We start from the raw sequence: 16,317 nt of genomic DNA on the forward strand, positions 1-16,317 counted from the left end.
GTCCGCATGGCCATCAGCATCGCGGCAGCACCATGCCCTGCAGCGCCGCGCACTCGAACAACTCGCGGTCGTTGCTGACGCCCAGCTTGTGCATGGCGCAGTTCTTCTGGCGGCTGATGGTCTTCACGCTGCGGCACAGCGTGGTGGCGATCTCGGTGACCGTGCGGCCGGTCAGGTACAGGCGCAGCACCTCCATCTCGCGGGCGGACAGACGCTGCATCGTGTCGCGCCCCAGCGGCGCCATCGTGCGCACCTCGGCCGGGGCCAGCGCCCGCAGCGCCGACTTGCCGATATAGGTGAAGCCGCGCTGCGCGCGGGCAATGGCCGTGACGATCTCCGGCAACTGGCTGTCCTTGAGCAGCAGCCCCTGCACGCGCACGTCGAGGATGGTCCGCAGCACCAGCGGATTGGTAATCATCGTCAGCACCATGATCGACATGGTCGGATATCGCCGCCGCAGGGCCGTGAGCAGGCGCATGCCGTCAAGCTGCGCCGGGCCGGGCATGTGGAAATCGGTCACCACCACATCGGGGCGCAGCAGTTCGGTCTGCTGGAGCAGCTCGGTGGCGGTGGCAATCTCTCCACAGACCTCCCACCCGGTCTGCGACTGCAATCTGGCTCCGATCGCCGCCGTAATGACGGGGTGATCGTCTGCCAGCAATATCCTCAACGTCATCCATCGACTCCTGTCCTGTACCCGAGGCTCAGCGTTAGGCTGCCCGCTGACGTCAAAAAAGCGCCGCACGCGCCCAGGGGCGGTGCGGCGCAACGACGCATGACTGCGTCCTCGCGGCGGTGCGGGCCAAATGGGGTAAGTCCCGCCACGCAACGATGCCCAGCGAGGTTAATGCGCGGCGGCGATGAAGGGAGTGAGAGGATTCGCAAAATGCATGGATCGACCATGCATTCGCGCGGAGCTGGCCGGACGGTGACGAGGCCCCGCCGGCAGACGGGGTCAGGCGATGGCGAGCGGGCGGGGGCGGTGCTCGGCGTGGTGGCGGCTGTCGATGGCCTTGAGCGGGTCGCGCAGTACCGATGCGCCCACGTCCATGATGTCGCGCAGCGCGGTGCGGTCCGGCGCGCGCTGCGGCATCCAGAAATGCAGCGCGGCCCAGGCCGGGAACGCCGCGGGCGGCGGCAGCAGCCGGGTCTTGCGGTCGCGCGTCACCAGCGGCACGTTGAAGTCCAGCACCGGGCAGACTCCGCCGGCCGCGTGCAGCAGCGTGATCTGCGTGTGCCACGACGGCACCACCGTCTCGCGATGGCCCGGCGTGTTGGCCCGGCGCGCCAGAAACGCATGCAGCGGGCTGTGGCGCTCGCAGTCTTCCTGCAGCAGGATCCAGTCGGTCTCGGCTTCTTCCTTGCTGGCGCCCCGCGCGGCGCTGACCAGCCGGCGCGGCGTGGCCAGGATGCTATGCGGGATGACGCTGTCCGGCACGTTGGCCCCGTCGACGACGAACGCGCAGTCCAGGTCGCCGGTGTCGAGCGAGTCGCCCAGCGCCGCATCGGCGATGACGGGGCGGGTGATGAAGCTGTCGCGCGGAAAGCGCTCGCAGAGCGCGGTCAGGATTTCCGTGATGACGGGGTCGCCGATGGACGGCGAGAACCCGATGGAGATGCGCCGGCCGCTGCTGGCCGGCAGGGCGTCGGCATCCTGGGGCTGGACCAGCTGGTTCCAGCGCACCAGGATCTGCCGCGCGGTGCGCTCCAGCCGCAGCGCGTGCGGCGTGGGCTCCAGCGTGCCGTTGCGCTTGACGAACAGCGCGTCGCCGGTGATCTCGCGCAGGCGGGCCAGGCTGTAGGCCACGGTTGGAATGCGGCCCTGGGTGCAGGCCGCTACCGCGCTGAGATCGCGGTACTCCATGAGCAGGACGAACACATGCAATAGCTTGGTGCTGACATGCCGCATACTGACTTCTCCCGATCCGAGACTTCTGGTTTTTTCTTGTTGTGGCGAAGCATTACAGCTTCAGGCGGCGTCACCGGCCAGGGCCGGTGGCGACACCGCGCAACGACTGCGACCAATACAGCTCGACTACGACAAGGGGCGGGGACAAATCGATACGCCCGGGCATTGCGGTCCATGTGTTGCGCATGGACTGCTCCACGAAACCGCGCTTCTTCGACGCTGCGTCGAAGGCATGTGCGGTGCGGCAGTGGCTCCTCTTCCTCAGGCCCGGACCCGGCCTGGCGCGCGCATCGGCAAACGTTGCCGTGGCGTGCCGCCGGTCGCCTGTCTGCTACGCCAGGAGGCGTGCCTTGCAGGCATTCTGAAACTTAGTTGATGCGAAGGAAGCTTAATACAACATTCAGAAAACTACTAGAACACGTTTGGATGCCGACGCGTTCGCGCCGCGCAAGCACGCGTTGTTCATACATGCAGACATGGCGGAATGCCGCATGGGACGGGCGTTTTGCGGCCGTCCGCCCGCGCCGGATGCAGCGCGTCGTGGCCAGCACGGCGTGCGCCGCAGGGTTTGAAGCGACTGACCGAACCGGGCGTGGGCACGAAATGTTCCAAGTTGGAAAAACAAAATTTGACGTGGCCGAGGCGGCTGCCCCATATGGGGGTCGGCACCACCATGGCGCGCGCCCGGCAGGCAGGCTTGCCGTAGCGGCAAGCCCTTTCTTTTTTGCTTAACTCGTCCCGCGAAGACACTGAATTCCTTTTGTCCAGGGGGTGGGCTACCTTACGGGCACCAGCGGCACACAAGCGCTGCACAAGCGCACCATCGGCAGCGTGACCGGCAGGCTGCCGGGTGCGCCGCACCCGCAGCCGACGAGCGGAGGCATCGGTGAACAGACGCTATTCGGAGGAACAGATCCGCATGTACCTGGCCGAGGCCGCGAGCGGCGTGCCGGTGCGTGAGCTGTGCGCGCGCTACGGGTTCAGCGATGCGTCGTTCTATGGCTGGCGTGCCCGGTACGGCGCGCCCCGGCAGGGCGATGCCGTCGACACGCGGCGCCTGCGCCAGCTGGAGGAAGAAAACGTGCGGCTCAAGAGTATGCTTGCGGATGCGCTGCTGCAACTGGAGCTGCTGCGCAACCGTGGCGGCAGGCGTGGCAACGGCAAGGCGGACGCGTGACGCCGGGCCGGCCCGCGCGGGCCGCAGCTTTTCGCCCGGGCAATGCGTGGCATTGCCATCGAATTCTGGAGTGTTTCTGGTGAGAAAGGTTTTCGCTGCCATCGCCGCAGCAGGATGCATGGTTTCGCTCGTCGCCCAAGGGCAGACGCCGCCGGCGGATCCGTCGGCGCCGATGATCGCGCCGCTGCCGCCGCGCATGCTCGATCCCGCCACGTCCACCGTGGACGATCCGGGCGGTACGCCGGGCACCTCGCAGCGCGAACACTGCCGGCAATTGCTCGACAAGATCAATGCGCTGCCCGCCGGGCCGCAGTGGTCGCAAGGACAATCCACGGTGACCACGGCCGACGGCCGCAAGTACTCCACGCTGGAACGCGCGCCCGAGCGCAAGCGGCTGGAGGAAACCTACCGGCAGCAGTGCGCACAGGCCCGCAAGTAGCCGGCGCGGCCCGGGCCTGAGGGCCGGGCAGGCGAGCCGTGGTCGTTTTTCGTCATGGAAGGAGCGATCATGTTGCGCGTGCAACGAATCCTGGCCTGGATGCTCGGGCTGACCCTGCTCGCGGGCGCCGGCGGCGCCTGGGCGCAGGCCCGGCTCGACAAGCCCCAGCTTGACCAGTTGCTGGCGCCCGTGGCGCTCTATCCCGATGCGCTGCTGTCGCAGGTGCTGATGGCGTCGACGTATCCCGCGGACGTGGCGGCCGCCGCGCAGTGGTCGAAGTCGAACGCGAGCCTGTCTGGCGATGCCGCCACCAAGGCCGTGGCCAGCGAGCCGTGGGACCCGAGCGTGCAGTCGCTGGTGGCCTTTCCGTCGGTGATGGACATGATGGGCCGCCAGCCGCAGTGGGTGCAGTCCGTGGGCGATGCCTTCCTGGCGCAGCCCGATGACGTCATGGATTCGGTGCAGCGCCTGCGCCTGCAGGCCCAGCAGGCCGGCACGCTGAAGACCACCGAGCAGCAGAAGGTGGTGACGCAGCAGACTGGCGGCACCACGGTGGTCCAGATCGAGCCGGCCAATCCGCAGGTGGTCTACGTGCCGAGCTACAACCCGACCGTGGTCTATGGCACGTGGCCGTATCCGGCCTATCCGCCCGCGTACTATCCGCCGCCGCCGGGCTCGGTGTTCGCCACGGCGCTGGTGTCGGGCATCGGCTTCGGCCTTGGCGTGGCGGCCGTGGATGCGCTCTGGGGCGGGTTCGACTGGGGCGGCCACGACGTGAACATCAACGTCAACCGCTACAACAACATCAACGTGAACCAGCGGCTCGACGTGAACCGGGCCAACGTGAACTGGCAGCACAATGCCGCGCATCGCGGCAACGTCCCGTACAACAACCCGAATGTCGCGAGCCGCTTCGACGCGCAGCGGCAGCAGGGGCTGGCCAATCGCCAGCGCCCGGGGCAAGGCGGCGTGCAGGGCCAGCGGCGGCTGGGCCAGGACGGCGGCGGCGTGCAGAACCGCCAGAGCCGCGACGCCGCACGCGAGCGCGCCGCGCAATCGTTCGAAGGCCGCACCGGCCAGTCGATCGCGGGCCATCACGCACCGGGGGTCAACCGCCAGGGCGGCGGACAGAACCCGCGTCCCGCCGGCGCCGACCGGCAGCGCCTGGACCAGCACGAGGCGCGCAACCGGGCGCGCGACACCAATCGCAACAACGCATTCCGCGATGCCGGCAATGGCGACCGGATGCGCCAGCAGGCCAGCCGCGGCGGCAGCAGCCTGCAACGTGTGAACGTCGGCCAGACGCCGCAGCGCGCGATGCCGGCACGCACGGGCGGCGGCTTCCAGGGCGGGGGCGGCGGCGGTGGCCACTTCGGCGGTGGAGGCGGGGGCGGCGGTCATTTCGGTCACGGTCGGAGATAACGATGAAGCGCAACCAGACAACGGGCCGCATCGGCGGGGCATGGCAGGCGTTGCGCGTGCTGGCCGCGGCGGCGCTGCTGGCCGCGCCGGCCGCGATGGCGCAGCAGGTGTTCCCGACGCCCGAGGCCGCCATGGACGCGCTGGGCGACGGCGTGGCCCGCAGCGACCCCGACGCGCTGCAGCGCGTGCTTGGCGCGCAGTACCGCCGCATCGTGCCGCCGCAACTCGACCAGCAGGACCTTTACGATTTCCTGGGCGCCTGGGCCAGCCACCATGCCGTGCGCAAGGACGGCGACGACGCGGCCAGTGTGGAAGTGGGCGGCAGCGGCTGGACGTTTCCGGTGCCGATCGTCCGGCGCAAGGCTGGCTGGCAGTTCGACCTGGCGGCCGGCGAGCGCGAGGTGCGCGTGCGGCGCATCGGCCGTAACGAGATCGTCGCCATGGACACGCTGCTGCAACTGGCCGACGCCCAGCAGCGCTATGCCGAGCAGGTCGGCCACGGCAGCTACGCGCGGCAACTGGTCAGTACGCCGGGCAAGACCAACGGGCTGTACTGGCCGTCCGCCTCGGCCGACAACGACAGCCCGCTGGGGCCCGACGCGCTGGCCATGGGCCCGGAGACCCCGCCCGACGACGCGTACTACGGCTACCGCTACCGCATCATCGCCCCGCCCAAGGGCAGCGATGCGAAGTTCGCGTTCGTGGCGTGGCCGGCCCGCTATGGCGAATCGGGCGTGCATGCGTTCATGCTCGACAGCGAGCGGCGGTTCTTCGAGCGCGACCTGGGCAAGGGCACGGCGGCCCGCGCCGGCGCCATCCGCACGTTCGCGCCCGACGGCTGGCAGGAAGTGGCTAAGGAGTAGCCGGAGGGCCCGGTTGGGCGGCGGCGTGCGGTGCGGGCGCCGCGACGGCGTCGCCATCGGCATGCACGGCGGCCAGCCCGTCCGGATCGACGATGCGGAGCTTGCGCTGCCGCACGATGATCAGCCCGGCGGCGCCGAAGCGCGACAGCAGCCGGGAAACCGTTTCCAACGTGAGGCCGAGATAGCTGGCGATGTCGTTGCGCGTCATCGCCAGCGTTAGCACGCCGTCCGCCACGCCCCGGCGCGCCTGTTCCGCCGCCAGGTCCAGCAACAGCATCGCCAGCCGCTGGGCCGCCTTCATCGACCCGATCGCCACCAGCAACTCGGCCTGCCGGCGCGCGTGGCGCCGCTGCATCGCCACCACGGCGGCGCGGATGCCGGGGTCGTCCCGCAGCATCGGCCGCAGCGTTTCCACCGCAATCGCGCAGCATTCGGTGTCCTGCAGCGCGATGACCGTGGCGTCGTGGGCATCGGCCTCGTGCGCTTCCAGTCCGCATACGTCGCCGGGTTGCAGGAAGCCGCTGACCTGGCGCCAGCCAATCCCCGTCTCGAAAACCTGCTTCACCCCGCCAGCGCGGATCGGATAGACCGCGCGGGCCGCGCGTCCCTGTATGTAGAGCACGTCACCTGCGCGCAGCGTGACCGTGCGCGGCATCAGCGATGCCGCATTGCCGCAGGCCAGCCTGCACGCCGGACGGAACGGGCAAAGGGTGCAGCATGGGGCGCTTGAGGTGGAAAGTTGCGGCGGCATCGCGGCGCGGATCGATCCGGTTCGGGGCGTACTGCCGAGTATAGGCCGCCGCCAACTTCGTTCATCGGGCGTCGTTCTGCATTCTTTTATCGTCTGCGATAAGCAATTTGAGGAGGACATCCCGCGATCGGGTGAGGGCGACCGGCCGGTCGGCGTTGTTTCGCTATTTCATGTTGCATCTTGCAGACAATGCCCCCAATCCATCACGCCGGCTGTGCTATGCTGCGTTGCACAATACAGGAGGGGACTCGTTCCTAGATGAGCAGGAGTTCTCATATGGCCAAAAGCCTGTCTCCGGTTTGGGATGCGCAACTGCGGCAAATAGGCCGTGCGCAGCACCGCACCGGGAAGCAATTCCGATCCTGGCTGGCGCGTCTCGATCCGGCGCTGCCGGCTGCACGCCGGCCACTGGACCCGGCCCCGGCCGAACTGCCGGGCGTCTGGCAGTCCCACAAGCTGGCACTGGCGCCCATGCCGGGCGAACTGGTGCCGCAGTTGTCGTACCGGCTCTATATGCCTTCCGGCGCCAAGGGGGCGTTGCCCGTGGTGGTAATGCTCCATGGCTGCCAGCAGACGCCCGAAGACCTGGCCGCCGGCACGCGCATGAACGCGCTGGCCGAGCGCGAGGGCTTTATCGTCGCCTATCCGCAGCAGCCGCTGCGCCGGTCCGTGCACCGTTGCTGGCAGTGGTTCGACCTGGGCGCTGGCGAGGGCGGACGCGAGGCGCAGGCCGTGGCGATGCTGGTCGACGAACTGGCTGCCCGGCCAGACGTCCGCCGGGGTGAAATCTATCTGGCGGGCCTGTCGGCCGGCGCGGCCATGGCGGCCGTGGTGGCGCTGCGCTATCCAGAGAAAGTGGCTGCAGTGGGTTTGCATTCGGGCGTCGTGATCGGTGCCGCCGACAATCCGCGTGCCGGGCTGCGGGCCATGCGCCATGGCGCAGAGTCCGAGCCGGCGCTGCTGCTCGATGCCGCCGGCGTGACGCCGGGCGGGCCGGAGATGCCGGCCATCGTCGTCCATGGCATGACCGACGACGCCGTGAACCCGGTCAATGGCCGCCTGCTGGCGCGCCAGTTCCTGGCCTACAACGGGCTCTACGACAAGCTGGGCACCCGCATGGACTGCGCCAATGACGCGCCCCCGCTGGCCGACGGCGACTATCGCGAGGCCCGTTTCGGGCGCTGGAATCGCGATCTGGTGCGGCTTGTGGAAGTGGCGGGGCTGGACCACGCCTGGAGCGGCGGCGATGCCAGCGTGCAGTACCACAGCGACATCGGCCCCGACGCGAGCTGGCTGATGTGGCAGTTCTTCCGGCAGCATCGCCGGGTGGCCTGACGCCCTGCGGCGACTGGCCAATGAAAAAGGGGGAAGGCTGGTGGCCTTCCCCCTTTTTTTGCGCGCGGCGCGGCGTCAGGCTTCGCGCTTGCGGATGAACAGGGCGGTAATCATGCCCATGATGCAGACGGCCACGACGTAGTGCGCCGGGGCCAGCTTGTCCGTCTTCAGCATCAGCGACACGATGACCGGCGTCAGCCCGCCGAAGATCGCATACGAGACGTTGTACGAGAAAGACAGGCCCGAGAACCGCACCTGCGCCGGGAAGGCGTGCACCAGCACGAACGGCACGGCGCCGATGGTGCCGACGAAGAAGCCGGCCAGCGCGTACAGCGGCAGCAGCAGGTCCGGACGCGCGCCGATGGTGGTGTACAGCAGGTAGGCCGTGCCCGCCAGGAAGGCGCCGCCGATGGACAGCGTCAGCCGGGCGCCGATGCGGTCAGCCAGCACGCCGGCCACGATGCAGCCGATCGACAGGCACAGCGTGGCGGCGCTGTTGGCCACCAGTGCCGTGCGGGCGTCGAAGCCGAACAGCGTCTGCAGGTAGGTGGGCGTCAACAGGATCACCACGACGATGCCGGCGGACAGCATCCACGTCAGCAGCACCGAGATCAGCACGGCGCCGCGATGGTCGCGCACCACGGCCTTGAGCGGCATTTCGGCGGCCAGCGCCTTCTTCTGCTGCAGTTCGGCAAAGACCGGCGTCTCATGCAGCCAGCGCCGCAGATACATCGAACCCACGCCAAACACGCCGCCGAGCACGAACGGCAGGCGCCAGCCGTGGTCGAGCAGGGCCTGCGGGTCGAACATCGCGTTGATGCCGGTGGCCACCAGCGAGCCCAGCAGGATGCCGGCCGTCAGGCCCGCCGTCAGCGTGCCGCAGGCGTAGCCGATATGGCGCCGGGGCACGTGCTCGGACACGAACACCCAGGCACCCGGCACTTCGCCACCCACGGCCGCGCCCTGCAGGATGCGCAGCACCAGCAGCAGCATCGGCGCCAGCAGCCCGATGGACGCATAGGTGGGCAGCAGGCCCATCAGCAGCGTCGGCACGGACATCAGCAGGATGGACAGCGTGAACATCTTCTTGCGGCCCAGCAGGTCACCGAAGTGCGCCATGATGATGCCGCCCAGCGGGCGCGCCAGGTAGCCGGCGGCAAAGATGCCGAACGTCTGCAGCAGGCGCAGCCAGTCCGGCACGGACGCCGGAAAGAACAGCTGGCCAATGACCTTGGCAAAAAAGACAAAAATAATGAAATCGTAGAACTCAAGCGCGCCGCCCAGTGCAGCAAGGGCAAGCGTCTTGTAGTCCTGACCGGTCAGCGGGCGGGCGGCGGGGCCGCCTGGCGCGCCCATTGCCCCGGCAGTACTGCTGGAGGTGGACATGGAAAGACTCGCATGGATACATTCACATGCGAAGCGCGCAACACGGATGGCGTGGAGGGGGACGGTCGTGGGGATGACGACACGAACTTGGCGAACCGGGCCGGCGGGTAAGCTGGCGGGCACGACGGGACGCTTCGCAAAGGCGTAAAGATACCAGAACGACGCTGGGCGACTCCGACGCTGATCATATTCATTACGCATTCGCACGGTGGGCTGCCATAATCCGTCTCCATCATGCATGACAAGTGAAATCCGGGGCACAAAGCGCGACGGGCGCGGGGTCATATTTTCCGAGGTGACATGGCTTTCAAGGATTCGATCCAGGCTGCGACAGGGGCGGCCATGGCAACGCCGCGCCGGCGCATGGCGTGGCGCGTGGCGGGCGGGGTGGTGGCCGCGGTGGCGCTGTTTGGCCTGGCCGGCTATTTCGGCGGGCCGCCGCTGATCAGGTATCTGGTCGAGAAACACGCCACCGAGGCCCTGGGCCGCAAGGTCACGCTGGGCGCCGCGCACGTGCGGCCGTTCGAACTGGGCGCCACGCTCAACGACCTGACCATCTTCGAGCCCGACGGCAAGACCCCGATGCTGAAGCTGGGCCAGGTGGAGGCCGATGCGGCGGCCGCGTCGATCTGGCGCCTCGCCCCGGTGGTCGACTTCCTGCACGTGGACCGGCTCAGCGTGCACGTGGTGCGCAATGCGGCGGGCAAGATGAGCTTTGCCGACATCCAGGACCGCTTTGCCGCGCAGCCGCCCAAGCCGGCCGACAGCGAGCCGGCCAGGTTCTCGGTCAGCAATATCGCCGTGACCAACGCGAGCTTCGTCTACGAGGACAAGGCGCTGGACACCCTGCAGCGCGTGGAAAATTTCACGCTGACGCTGCCGTTCCTGTCGAACCTGCCGCACGACGCGACGATCAACACGCGCCCGACGCTGTTCGCCAAGATCAACGGCACGCCGCTGGCGCTGGCCGGCACGTCGCAACCGTTTTCCGATACGCGCCAGACCGACCTGAACGTCAATCTCGACGGGCTGGAGGTGGCCCGCTACATGGCGTTCGCGCCCAGGCTGAAGGACGCGCAGGTCAAGGGCGGGCTGCTCGATACGCGGCTGAACGTGGGATTCCGGCAGGACAAGGATCGCCAGGACCTCTATGTGTCCGGCACGCTGACGCTGCGCGAGGCCGATGTGGTCACCCGCGCCGGTGCGCCGCTGATCCGCGCGGGCCGGCTGGCCGTGGACCTGGCGCGCGTGGAGCCGCTGGCCCACAAGGCGCAGGTCAGGCGCATCGACCTGGAAGGGTTCGATCTGCAGGCGCTGCGCCGCGCGGACGGATCGCTGAACCTGGCCACGGCTTTCCTGCCCGAGGCCGCGCCGGTGCCAAAGGCTGCGCCGGCTGCTGCTGCGCCGGCTGCTGCTGCGCCGGCTTCCGCGCCCGTGGCAGCGGCATCGGCGCCGGCGGCGTCTGGCGTGCAGGCACCGCCCAAGGCCGGCGAGGTGCCGTGGTCGTATGCGGTGGAGCGCGTGGTCCTGAAGGACGCCAAGCTGGGATTCGTCGACGAACTGGCGCCTTCCGGCCCCGGCAAGCTCGATATCGGCCCGGTCAATGTCGAAGTGGCCGGGCTGGCCAGCAGCGGCGACAAACCTGCCAGGCTTGACGCGAATATCACAATCGCCAATGGGCAGACGATCCGCCACAGCGGCGAACTGGCGCTGAACAAGGGCACGCTGTCTGGCACGCTGGAGACGGCCGGCCTGCAGCCGCAGGGCTTCTCGGCCTGGTGGCCGCGCGAACTGCAGAGCCAGTTCGGCAAGACGGCGGTCAACGCCGAGCTGCACTATGCGATGGCGTGGTCCCAGCCGGTCTTCCAGTTCACGCTGCAGAAGTCGCGCGTGGAGCTGTCGCCGGTGTACGTGTCGACGCGCGAGCCGGTGAAGATGCCTGCCACGCCGGCCGCCGCCGCGAACGAGCGCGACGACCGCGCGGGGCTGACCGTCGCGGCGCCGCGCCCGGGCGCACGGGGCGGCCGCGCGGTACGGGTGGCGCGCGCGCCGGACACCGAAGGCGCCAGCCTGCCGCTGCTCAAGGCCGACAAGCTGGTACTCGACGACATCCAGCTCGACCTGGCCAGGCAGACTTTCGAGGCCGGACAGGTGGCGCTGGTCAAGCCGGCCATCTCGGCCACGCGCGACCATCGCGGCCAGTTGCTGGAATCGGCGCAGATCTGGGCCACGCAGTCCGCGCAGCAGAAGGCCGCCGATCAGAAGGCGGCGGCCCGCCCCGGCGCCGCGCCGGCCAATGGCGCTGCGGCGCCGGGCTGGAAAGTGCGCGTCGGCAAGGTCGCCGTCGATGGCGGCGAGGCCCGGCTGGCCGACTATGCGCCGGCCGCGGCCAACCGTGGCCGTCCGGTCATCCACCAGTTCCGCAATATCGGCCTGACCACGGGCACTGTGACGTGGCCGCTGTCGCAAGGCGCGCTGCCGATGAAGTTCCACGCAGAAAGCGGCCGCAAGGGCGTGATGAACATCGACGGGCAGGTGACGCCGACGGGGCCTGCCGCGCAGTTGCAGCTCGATCTGCGCGAGCTGGACATGGCGCCGCTGCAGCCGTACCTGGCGGACCGCCTCAACGCGGCGCTGCGCAGCGGCACGATGACGCTCAAGGGCAAGCTGGCCTACGATGCGCCGCCCGGAAAGCCGATCGCCGTGCGTTTCACCGGCAACGCGCTGGCCGGCAATGTGCGCACCGTCGACCGCATCTCCGGCGACGACTTCCTGCGCTGGCGCGCGCTGTCGGTCAACGGCATCGACTTCAACATGAACGAGGCGCGCGGCCCGATGCAGGTGGGAATCCAGAACGTGGCGCTGAACGATTTCTATGCGCGCGTGATTCTCAATGCCAACGGCCGGCTGAACCTGCAGGACGTGATGGCCGGCGGCGCCGAGAAGGGCGAGGCCGCGCCGTCTACCAGCCTGACGCAGGCCAGCCCGGCGTCAGCGCCCGAGGCCAGGCCCGCTGCGCCGCCTGCGCAGGCCAAGGCCGCCGAGCCGGCCGGCCCCAAGCCGCAGATCCGCCTGGGCGGCGTCACCATCAACAAGGGCAACATCAATTTTTCCGACTTTTTCGTCAAGCCCAACTATTCCGCCAATCTCACCGACATGAAGGGGTCGGTGTCCAAGGTGTCGTCGGCGGACCCGACGCCGGCAGACCTGGTGCTCAACGGCCGGCTCGACGACGACGCGCCGGTCAGCATCAGCGGCAAGCTCAATCCGCTGGGCGAGCAGCTCTACCTGGACATCGCGGCCAAGGCGGCCGGCGTGGAACTGACGCGGCTGACGCCATACGCGGCCAAGTACGCGGGGTATCCGATCACCAAGGGCAAGCTGACGGTGGACGTGGCATACAAGATCGAGAACGGCAAGCTCGATGCCCGCAACCACCTGTACCTGGACCAGCTCACCTTCGGCGAGCGCGTGGACAGCCCCGACGCGGTCAAGCTGCCGGTGCTGCTGGCCGTGTCGCTGCTCAAGGACCGCAACGGGGTCATCGACATCAACCTGCCGGTGTCGGGATCGCTGTCGGACCCCGAGTTCAGCATCGGCGGCGTGATCCTGCGCGTGATCGTGAACCTGCTGACCAAGGCCATCACGTCGCCGTTCTCGCTGATCGCGTCGGCGTTTGGCGGCGGGGGCGAGGAACTGGGCTACATCGAGTTCGCGCCGGGGTCGTCCACACTGTCCGACGAGGCGCGCAAGAAGATCGAGACCGTGGGCAAGGCGCTGAACGACCGGCCGTCGCTGCGGCTGGAGATCAGCGGCCGCATCGACCCGGCCACCGACGCCGACGGCGCGCGCCGCGTATGGCTGGACCAGCGCGTGGCGAACGCCAAGCAGCGCGAGCTGCGCCGGTCCGCGCAGGCGGGCGAGCAGGCCGGGGAAGGCGAAGGCGGCGACCAGGGCGCACGCGTGACGGTGTCGAAGCAGGAGTATCCGAAGTACCTGGAAGCCGTGTACAAGCGCGAATCGTTCAAGAAGCCGACCAACTTCATCGGCCTGAACAAGTCGCTGCCGCCGGCCGAGATGGAAAGGCTGCTGCTGCAGAACGCCCCGGTCACCGATACCGAACTGCGGGCGCTGGCGGACCAGCGCGCGCTGGCGGTCAAGCAGTCGCTGGAACGCGACGGCAAGATACCCGACGCCAAGCTGTTCCTGACCGCGCCCAAGCTGACGCCCGAGGGCATCAAGGACAAGGGCGCGCCGAACCGCGTCGATTTCTCGATCCGGCAGTAGCCGGACGGTCCCCTGGCGTCCGGGCGAAACCACGTATCATTCGGCCCGGACGACCAAATGGATTTCACAGGAGCAAGTGTTGGAGCAGGAAGCGATCGCCTACAAGACGTGGGTTTGCCTGATTTGCGGCTGGGTGTACGACGAGGAACAGGGCTGGCCCGACGACGGCATCGCCCCGGGCACGCGCTGGGAAGACATCCCGGACGACTGGCGTTGCCCCGAGTGCGACGTCTACAAGGCCGATTTCTCGATGATCGAGATCTGAAGCAGGCTTTCAGTGTGATGGGGCGTGCCTGCGCGCCCTGCCAAGCCCGGCCCGGCGGCGGGCACAGCGCCGGTACCGCATGCGATGCGGATGGCCGCAGCGCCACAGCGCCGCGCCGATCGTCAGCACGAGCAGTGCCGCCATGGCGGCGGCCAACAGCGTCAGCGACATACGCGCCGCCTTCTCCCGAAGGTGCCTCTCTCTCTCTCTTTCTCGAAACAGCGGCCGCTAGATCAGCAGCGGCAGCGCCTCCAGCACCAGCACCCCGAGCAGTACACCGATGATCGCGCCCGCGCAACGGCAGCTGATGCGCAGCGCCTTGGCGGCCACCGGAATCGCACCCATCGCCAGCAGGCCAACGAGTGCCATGGGGATCAAAAACACAAGATCATGCGCCTGGACGTGGATCATGGCGGTCTCCTGTCTTGCTTCCTTGTGCATCCAGTATAGGCCGTGTGTGGCGAATACAAGGCCGGGGCGCTCAGGGTTGTCCCGCGGTGTTTGAAACGCGTCACGTGCGCAGCCGGCGGCCAGGTATCGCATCGGAGACATGGGCTTCGGCAGGCTTCTGGTGTGGCGCCGGGCGTCCCTCGCTTCTGGCGGCAGGTGTCCTATGCTGGACGCATGATGGCCATCATGCGCCACCGGCCTCCAGGAGGAAGCTATGGAACTGCACATGCATTCGCACCACTACGTGCGTCGTCTGCCGGACTGGTCCGCCGCGGCGGTGTCGGGGCTGGCCGCCGGGGCGCTGCTGCTTGTCGTCGAGCTGTTCTGGTCGTCGATGGTGGCCGGCGTGCATCCCTGGGGCACCACGCGCATGATCGCGGCCATCGTGATGGGGCGCGAGGTGCTGCAGACCTCGATGTTCAGCGTCAGCACCGTCGCCGTGGCGCTGGTCATCCACTTCGTGATCGGCGCGATACTCGGCTGCGTGCTGTGCGCCATCATCGCGCCGTTCCAGCTCGACTCCAGCATCGGCATGTCGATGCTGGTGGGTGCGGTGTTCGGGCTGGTGGTCTACCTGTTCAACTTCTACGTGATGACGGCGGCCTTTCCGTGGTTCGTGCAGGCGCGCGGCTGGCACACGCTGGTGGGGCACCTGCTGTTCGGCATGTGCATCGCGCTGTGCTACTGGAAGCTTGAATCGCGCGATGTCGTGCACTAGGCGCGTGCGCCCGCGCGTACCCACGGGCGACCATGTCGCCTTGCAGTGACCTGAGTCGATGCACTAGGCTTATTCCACGTGCGTGAACGGGCGCACTTGCCGGCCCGTTTCCTTGCGTACGCGAGGGAGGGGACATGGCGATCGCAATCGTGCTCGTCATCATGGTTGCCGCTTCGGTGCTCTTTCATTTCCTGAGCCCCTGGTGGCTGACACCGCTGGCGTCCAACTGGAAGCAGATGGACGACACGCTGATCATTACCCTCGTCATCACCGGCCTGTTCTTCGTCGTCATCAACCTGCTGCTGGGCTACATCGTCTGGCGCTTCCGGCATCGTGACGGCCACCGCGCCGCCTACCAGCCCGAGAACCACCGGCTGGAGCGCTGGCTGATCGGCCTGAGCGCCGTGGGCATCATGGCGCTGCTGGCGCCGGGCCTGATCGTCTATGCCGACTACGTGCGCCCGCCGCGCGAGGCGATGGTGCTGGAAGTGGTGGGCCAGCAGTGGCAGTGGGGGTTCCGCTTCCCCGGCAGGAGCGGCGAACTGGGCACCACCGACGCGCGCTTCGTCAGCGCCAGCAATCCGCTGGGGCTCAATCCCGAGGACCCGAACAGCCAGGACGACATCGTGATCGCCGGCCCCGAGGTGCACCTGCCGCTAAACCGGCCGGTCAAGGTGCTGCTGCGGTCCAAAGACGTGCTGCACGACTTCTACGTCCCGCCGTTCCGCGCGCGCATGAACATGGTGCCCGGCATGGTGACATCGTTCTGGTTCACGCCCACGCAGGCGGGCCGGTTCGACATCCTCTGCGCGCAGCTATGCGGCGTGGGCCACTACAACATGCGCGGCCACGTGGTGGTGGAAGACGGGGCCGCATTCGACGCCTGGCTGGCGAAACAGCAGACCTTCGCGATGACCCAGGCACGCGCGGCACAGCCGGCCGCCGCGCCGGGCACGGGCACCGGCACCGGCCCCACGGGCGGCGGCGACCTGGCCGAGCAGGGCCGGGCGCTGGCGCAGGGCAAGGGCTGCGTGGCCTGCCACAGCGTGGACGGCGGCGCCAGCGTCGGCCCCACCTGGAAGGGCCTGTACGGCACCACGCAGCAGTTTGTCGACGGCAGCAACGCTACCGTCGACGACGCCTTCCTGAAGAAGGAAATCGAGGACCCGCACGCGCGCCTGATCAAGGGGTTCGGCCCGCTCATGCCGAAGACGCCGGTGACCGATGCCGAGGTGGCGGCGCTGTCCGCCTACATCCGGTCGCTGGGCACGGGTGCCACGGCCAAGCCGCAGGCCGGCAAATAGGAGCCCGAGGA

The 16,317-nt window shown here is 68.5% G+C and carries 15 protein-coding genes; 9 read left to right on the top strand and 6 right to left on the bottom strand.

What is annotated here, in order from left to right:
- Positions 1 to 13: 13 nt before the first annotated feature.
- Both EPAKOI_RS17380 and EPAKOI_RS17385 read right to left on the bottom strand, forming a co-directional pair.
- On the bottom strand, positions 14 to 676 hold the full coding sequence (locus tag EPAKOI_RS17380) for a response regulator (protein ID WP_124685505.1): 663 nt from the start codon (positions 674 to 676) through the stop codon (positions 14 to 16).
- A 279-nt stretch (positions 677 to 955) separates the two neighbouring features.
- The gene (locus EPAKOI_RS17385; protein WP_423194111.1) at positions 956 to 1,909 is read right to left on the bottom strand and encodes a LysR substrate-binding domain-containing protein; all 954 of its coding nucleotides are present in this window, start codon (positions 1,907 to 1,909) and stop codon (positions 956 to 958) included.
- A gap of 886 nt (positions 1,910 to 2,795) precedes the next feature.
- Here EPAKOI_RS17385 and EPAKOI_RS17390 point away from each other — a divergent pair.
- The 4 genes from EPAKOI_RS17390 to EPAKOI_RS17405 all read left to right on the top strand — a co-directional run bounded on the left by EPAKOI_RS17390 (position 2,796) and on the right by EPAKOI_RS17405 (position 5,810).
- Positions 2,796 to 3,086 carry a transposase gene (locus EPAKOI_RS17390; RefSeq protein ID WP_124685503.1) on the top strand — a complete coding sequence of 97 codons (291 nt, stop codon included), beginning with the start codon at positions 2,796 to 2,798 and terminating at the stop codon, positions 3,084 to 3,086.
- A 118-nt stretch (positions 3,087 to 3,204) separates the two neighbouring features.
- Entirely contained in the window at positions 3,205 to 3,525 is a 321-nt protein-coding gene (locus tag EPAKOI_RS17395; RefSeq protein ID WP_423194112.1) for a hypothetical protein, read from the top strand.
- Positions 3,526 to 3,594: 69 nt separating this feature from the next.
- Positions 3,595 to 4,947, top strand: a complete 1,353-nt coding sequence (locus EPAKOI_RS17400; RefSeq protein ID WP_423194113.1) for a DUF3300 domain-containing protein — start codon at positions 3,595 to 3,597, stop codon at positions 4,945 to 4,947.
- 2 nt (positions 4,948 to 4,949) lie between these two features.
- Positions 4,950 to 5,810 (top strand): DUF2950 family protein, encoded by an 861-nt coding sequence (locus tag EPAKOI_RS17405; protein ID WP_423194114.1) that lies wholly within the window; start codon positions 4,950 to 4,952, stop codon positions 5,808 to 5,810.
- On the opposite strand, the gene EPAKOI_RS17410 is transcribed toward EPAKOI_RS17405, so the two are convergent.
- On the bottom strand, positions 5,800 to 6,465 hold the full coding sequence (locus tag EPAKOI_RS17410) for a Crp/Fnr family transcriptional regulator (RefSeq protein WP_423194115.1): 666 nt from the start codon (positions 6,463 to 6,465) through the stop codon (positions 5,800 to 5,802). The two genes, EPAKOI_RS17405 and EPAKOI_RS17410, sit on opposite strands and share 11 nt — an antisense overlap.
- Before the next feature lie 372 nt (positions 6,466 to 6,837).
- Between EPAKOI_RS17410 and EPAKOI_RS17415 the strand changes: the two genes are divergently transcribed.
- Positions 6,838 to 7,896: an alpha/beta hydrolase family esterase gene (locus EPAKOI_RS17415; protein ID WP_124685498.1), complete on the top strand. Its 1,059-nt coding sequence runs from the start codon at positions 6,838 to 6,840 to the stop codon at positions 7,894 to 7,896.
- A gap of 75 nt (positions 7,897 to 7,971) precedes the next feature.
- Here EPAKOI_RS17415 and EPAKOI_RS17420 read toward each other — a convergent pair whose 3' ends face one another.
- On the bottom strand, positions 7,972 to 9,282 hold the full coding sequence (locus EPAKOI_RS17420) for an MFS transporter (RefSeq protein WP_124685497.1): 1,311 nt from the start codon (positions 9,280 to 9,282) through the stop codon (positions 7,972 to 7,974).
- A 300-nt stretch (positions 9,283 to 9,582) separates the two neighbouring features.
- Here EPAKOI_RS17420 and EPAKOI_RS17425 point away from each other — a divergent pair, with 300 nt between their 5' ends.
- On the top strand, positions 9,583 to 13,569 hold the full coding sequence (locus EPAKOI_RS17425; protein ID WP_423194116.1) for a DUF748 domain-containing protein: 3,987 nt from the start codon (positions 9,583 to 9,585) through the stop codon (positions 13,567 to 13,569).
- Between the two features lie 79 nt (positions 13,570 to 13,648).
- Positions 13,649 to 13,834: a rubredoxin gene (locus tag EPAKOI_RS17430; RefSeq protein WP_124685495.1), complete on the top strand. Its 186-nt coding sequence runs from the start codon at positions 13,649 to 13,651 to the stop codon at positions 13,832 to 13,834.
- Between the two features lie 9 nt (positions 13,835 to 13,843).
- Here the strand turns inward: EPAKOI_RS17430 and EPAKOI_RS17435 are convergent, their stop codons facing one another.
- Together EPAKOI_RS17435 and EPAKOI_RS17440 are read right to left on the bottom strand one after the other, a co-directional pair.
- Positions 13,844 to 14,005: a hypothetical protein gene (locus tag EPAKOI_RS17435; protein ID WP_423194117.1), complete on the bottom strand. Its 162-nt coding sequence runs from the start codon at positions 14,003 to 14,005 to the stop codon at positions 13,844 to 13,846.
- Between the two features lie 57 nt (positions 14,006 to 14,062).
- Positions 14,063 to 14,245: a hypothetical protein gene (locus tag EPAKOI_RS17440; RefSeq protein WP_092602616.1), complete on the bottom strand. Its 183-nt coding sequence runs from the start codon at positions 14,243 to 14,245 to the stop codon at positions 14,063 to 14,065.
- Between the two features lie 253 nt (positions 14,246 to 14,498).
- On the opposite strand from EPAKOI_RS17440, the gene EPAKOI_RS17445 reads away from it, so the two are divergent.
- Together EPAKOI_RS17445 and EPAKOI_RS17450 are read left to right on the top strand one after the other, a co-directional pair.
- Positions 14,499 to 15,002, top strand: a complete 504-nt coding sequence (locus EPAKOI_RS17445) for a hypothetical protein (protein ID WP_124685494.1) — start codon at positions 14,499 to 14,501, stop codon at positions 15,000 to 15,002.
- A 134-nt stretch (positions 15,003 to 15,136) separates the two neighbouring features.
- Entirely contained in the window at positions 15,137 to 16,306 is a 1,170-nt protein-coding gene (locus tag EPAKOI_RS17450; RefSeq protein WP_423194118.1) for a cytochrome c oxidase subunit II, read from the top strand.
- The last annotated feature ends 11 nt before the right edge of the window (positions 16,307 to 16,317 follow it).

Origin of the sequence: Cupriavidus sp. H18C2, assembly GCF_049393795.1 — a bacterium.
Classification (GTDB): Bacteria; Pseudomonadota; Gammaproteobacteria; order Burkholderiales; family Burkholderiaceae; genus Cupriavidus; species Cupriavidus pauculus_C.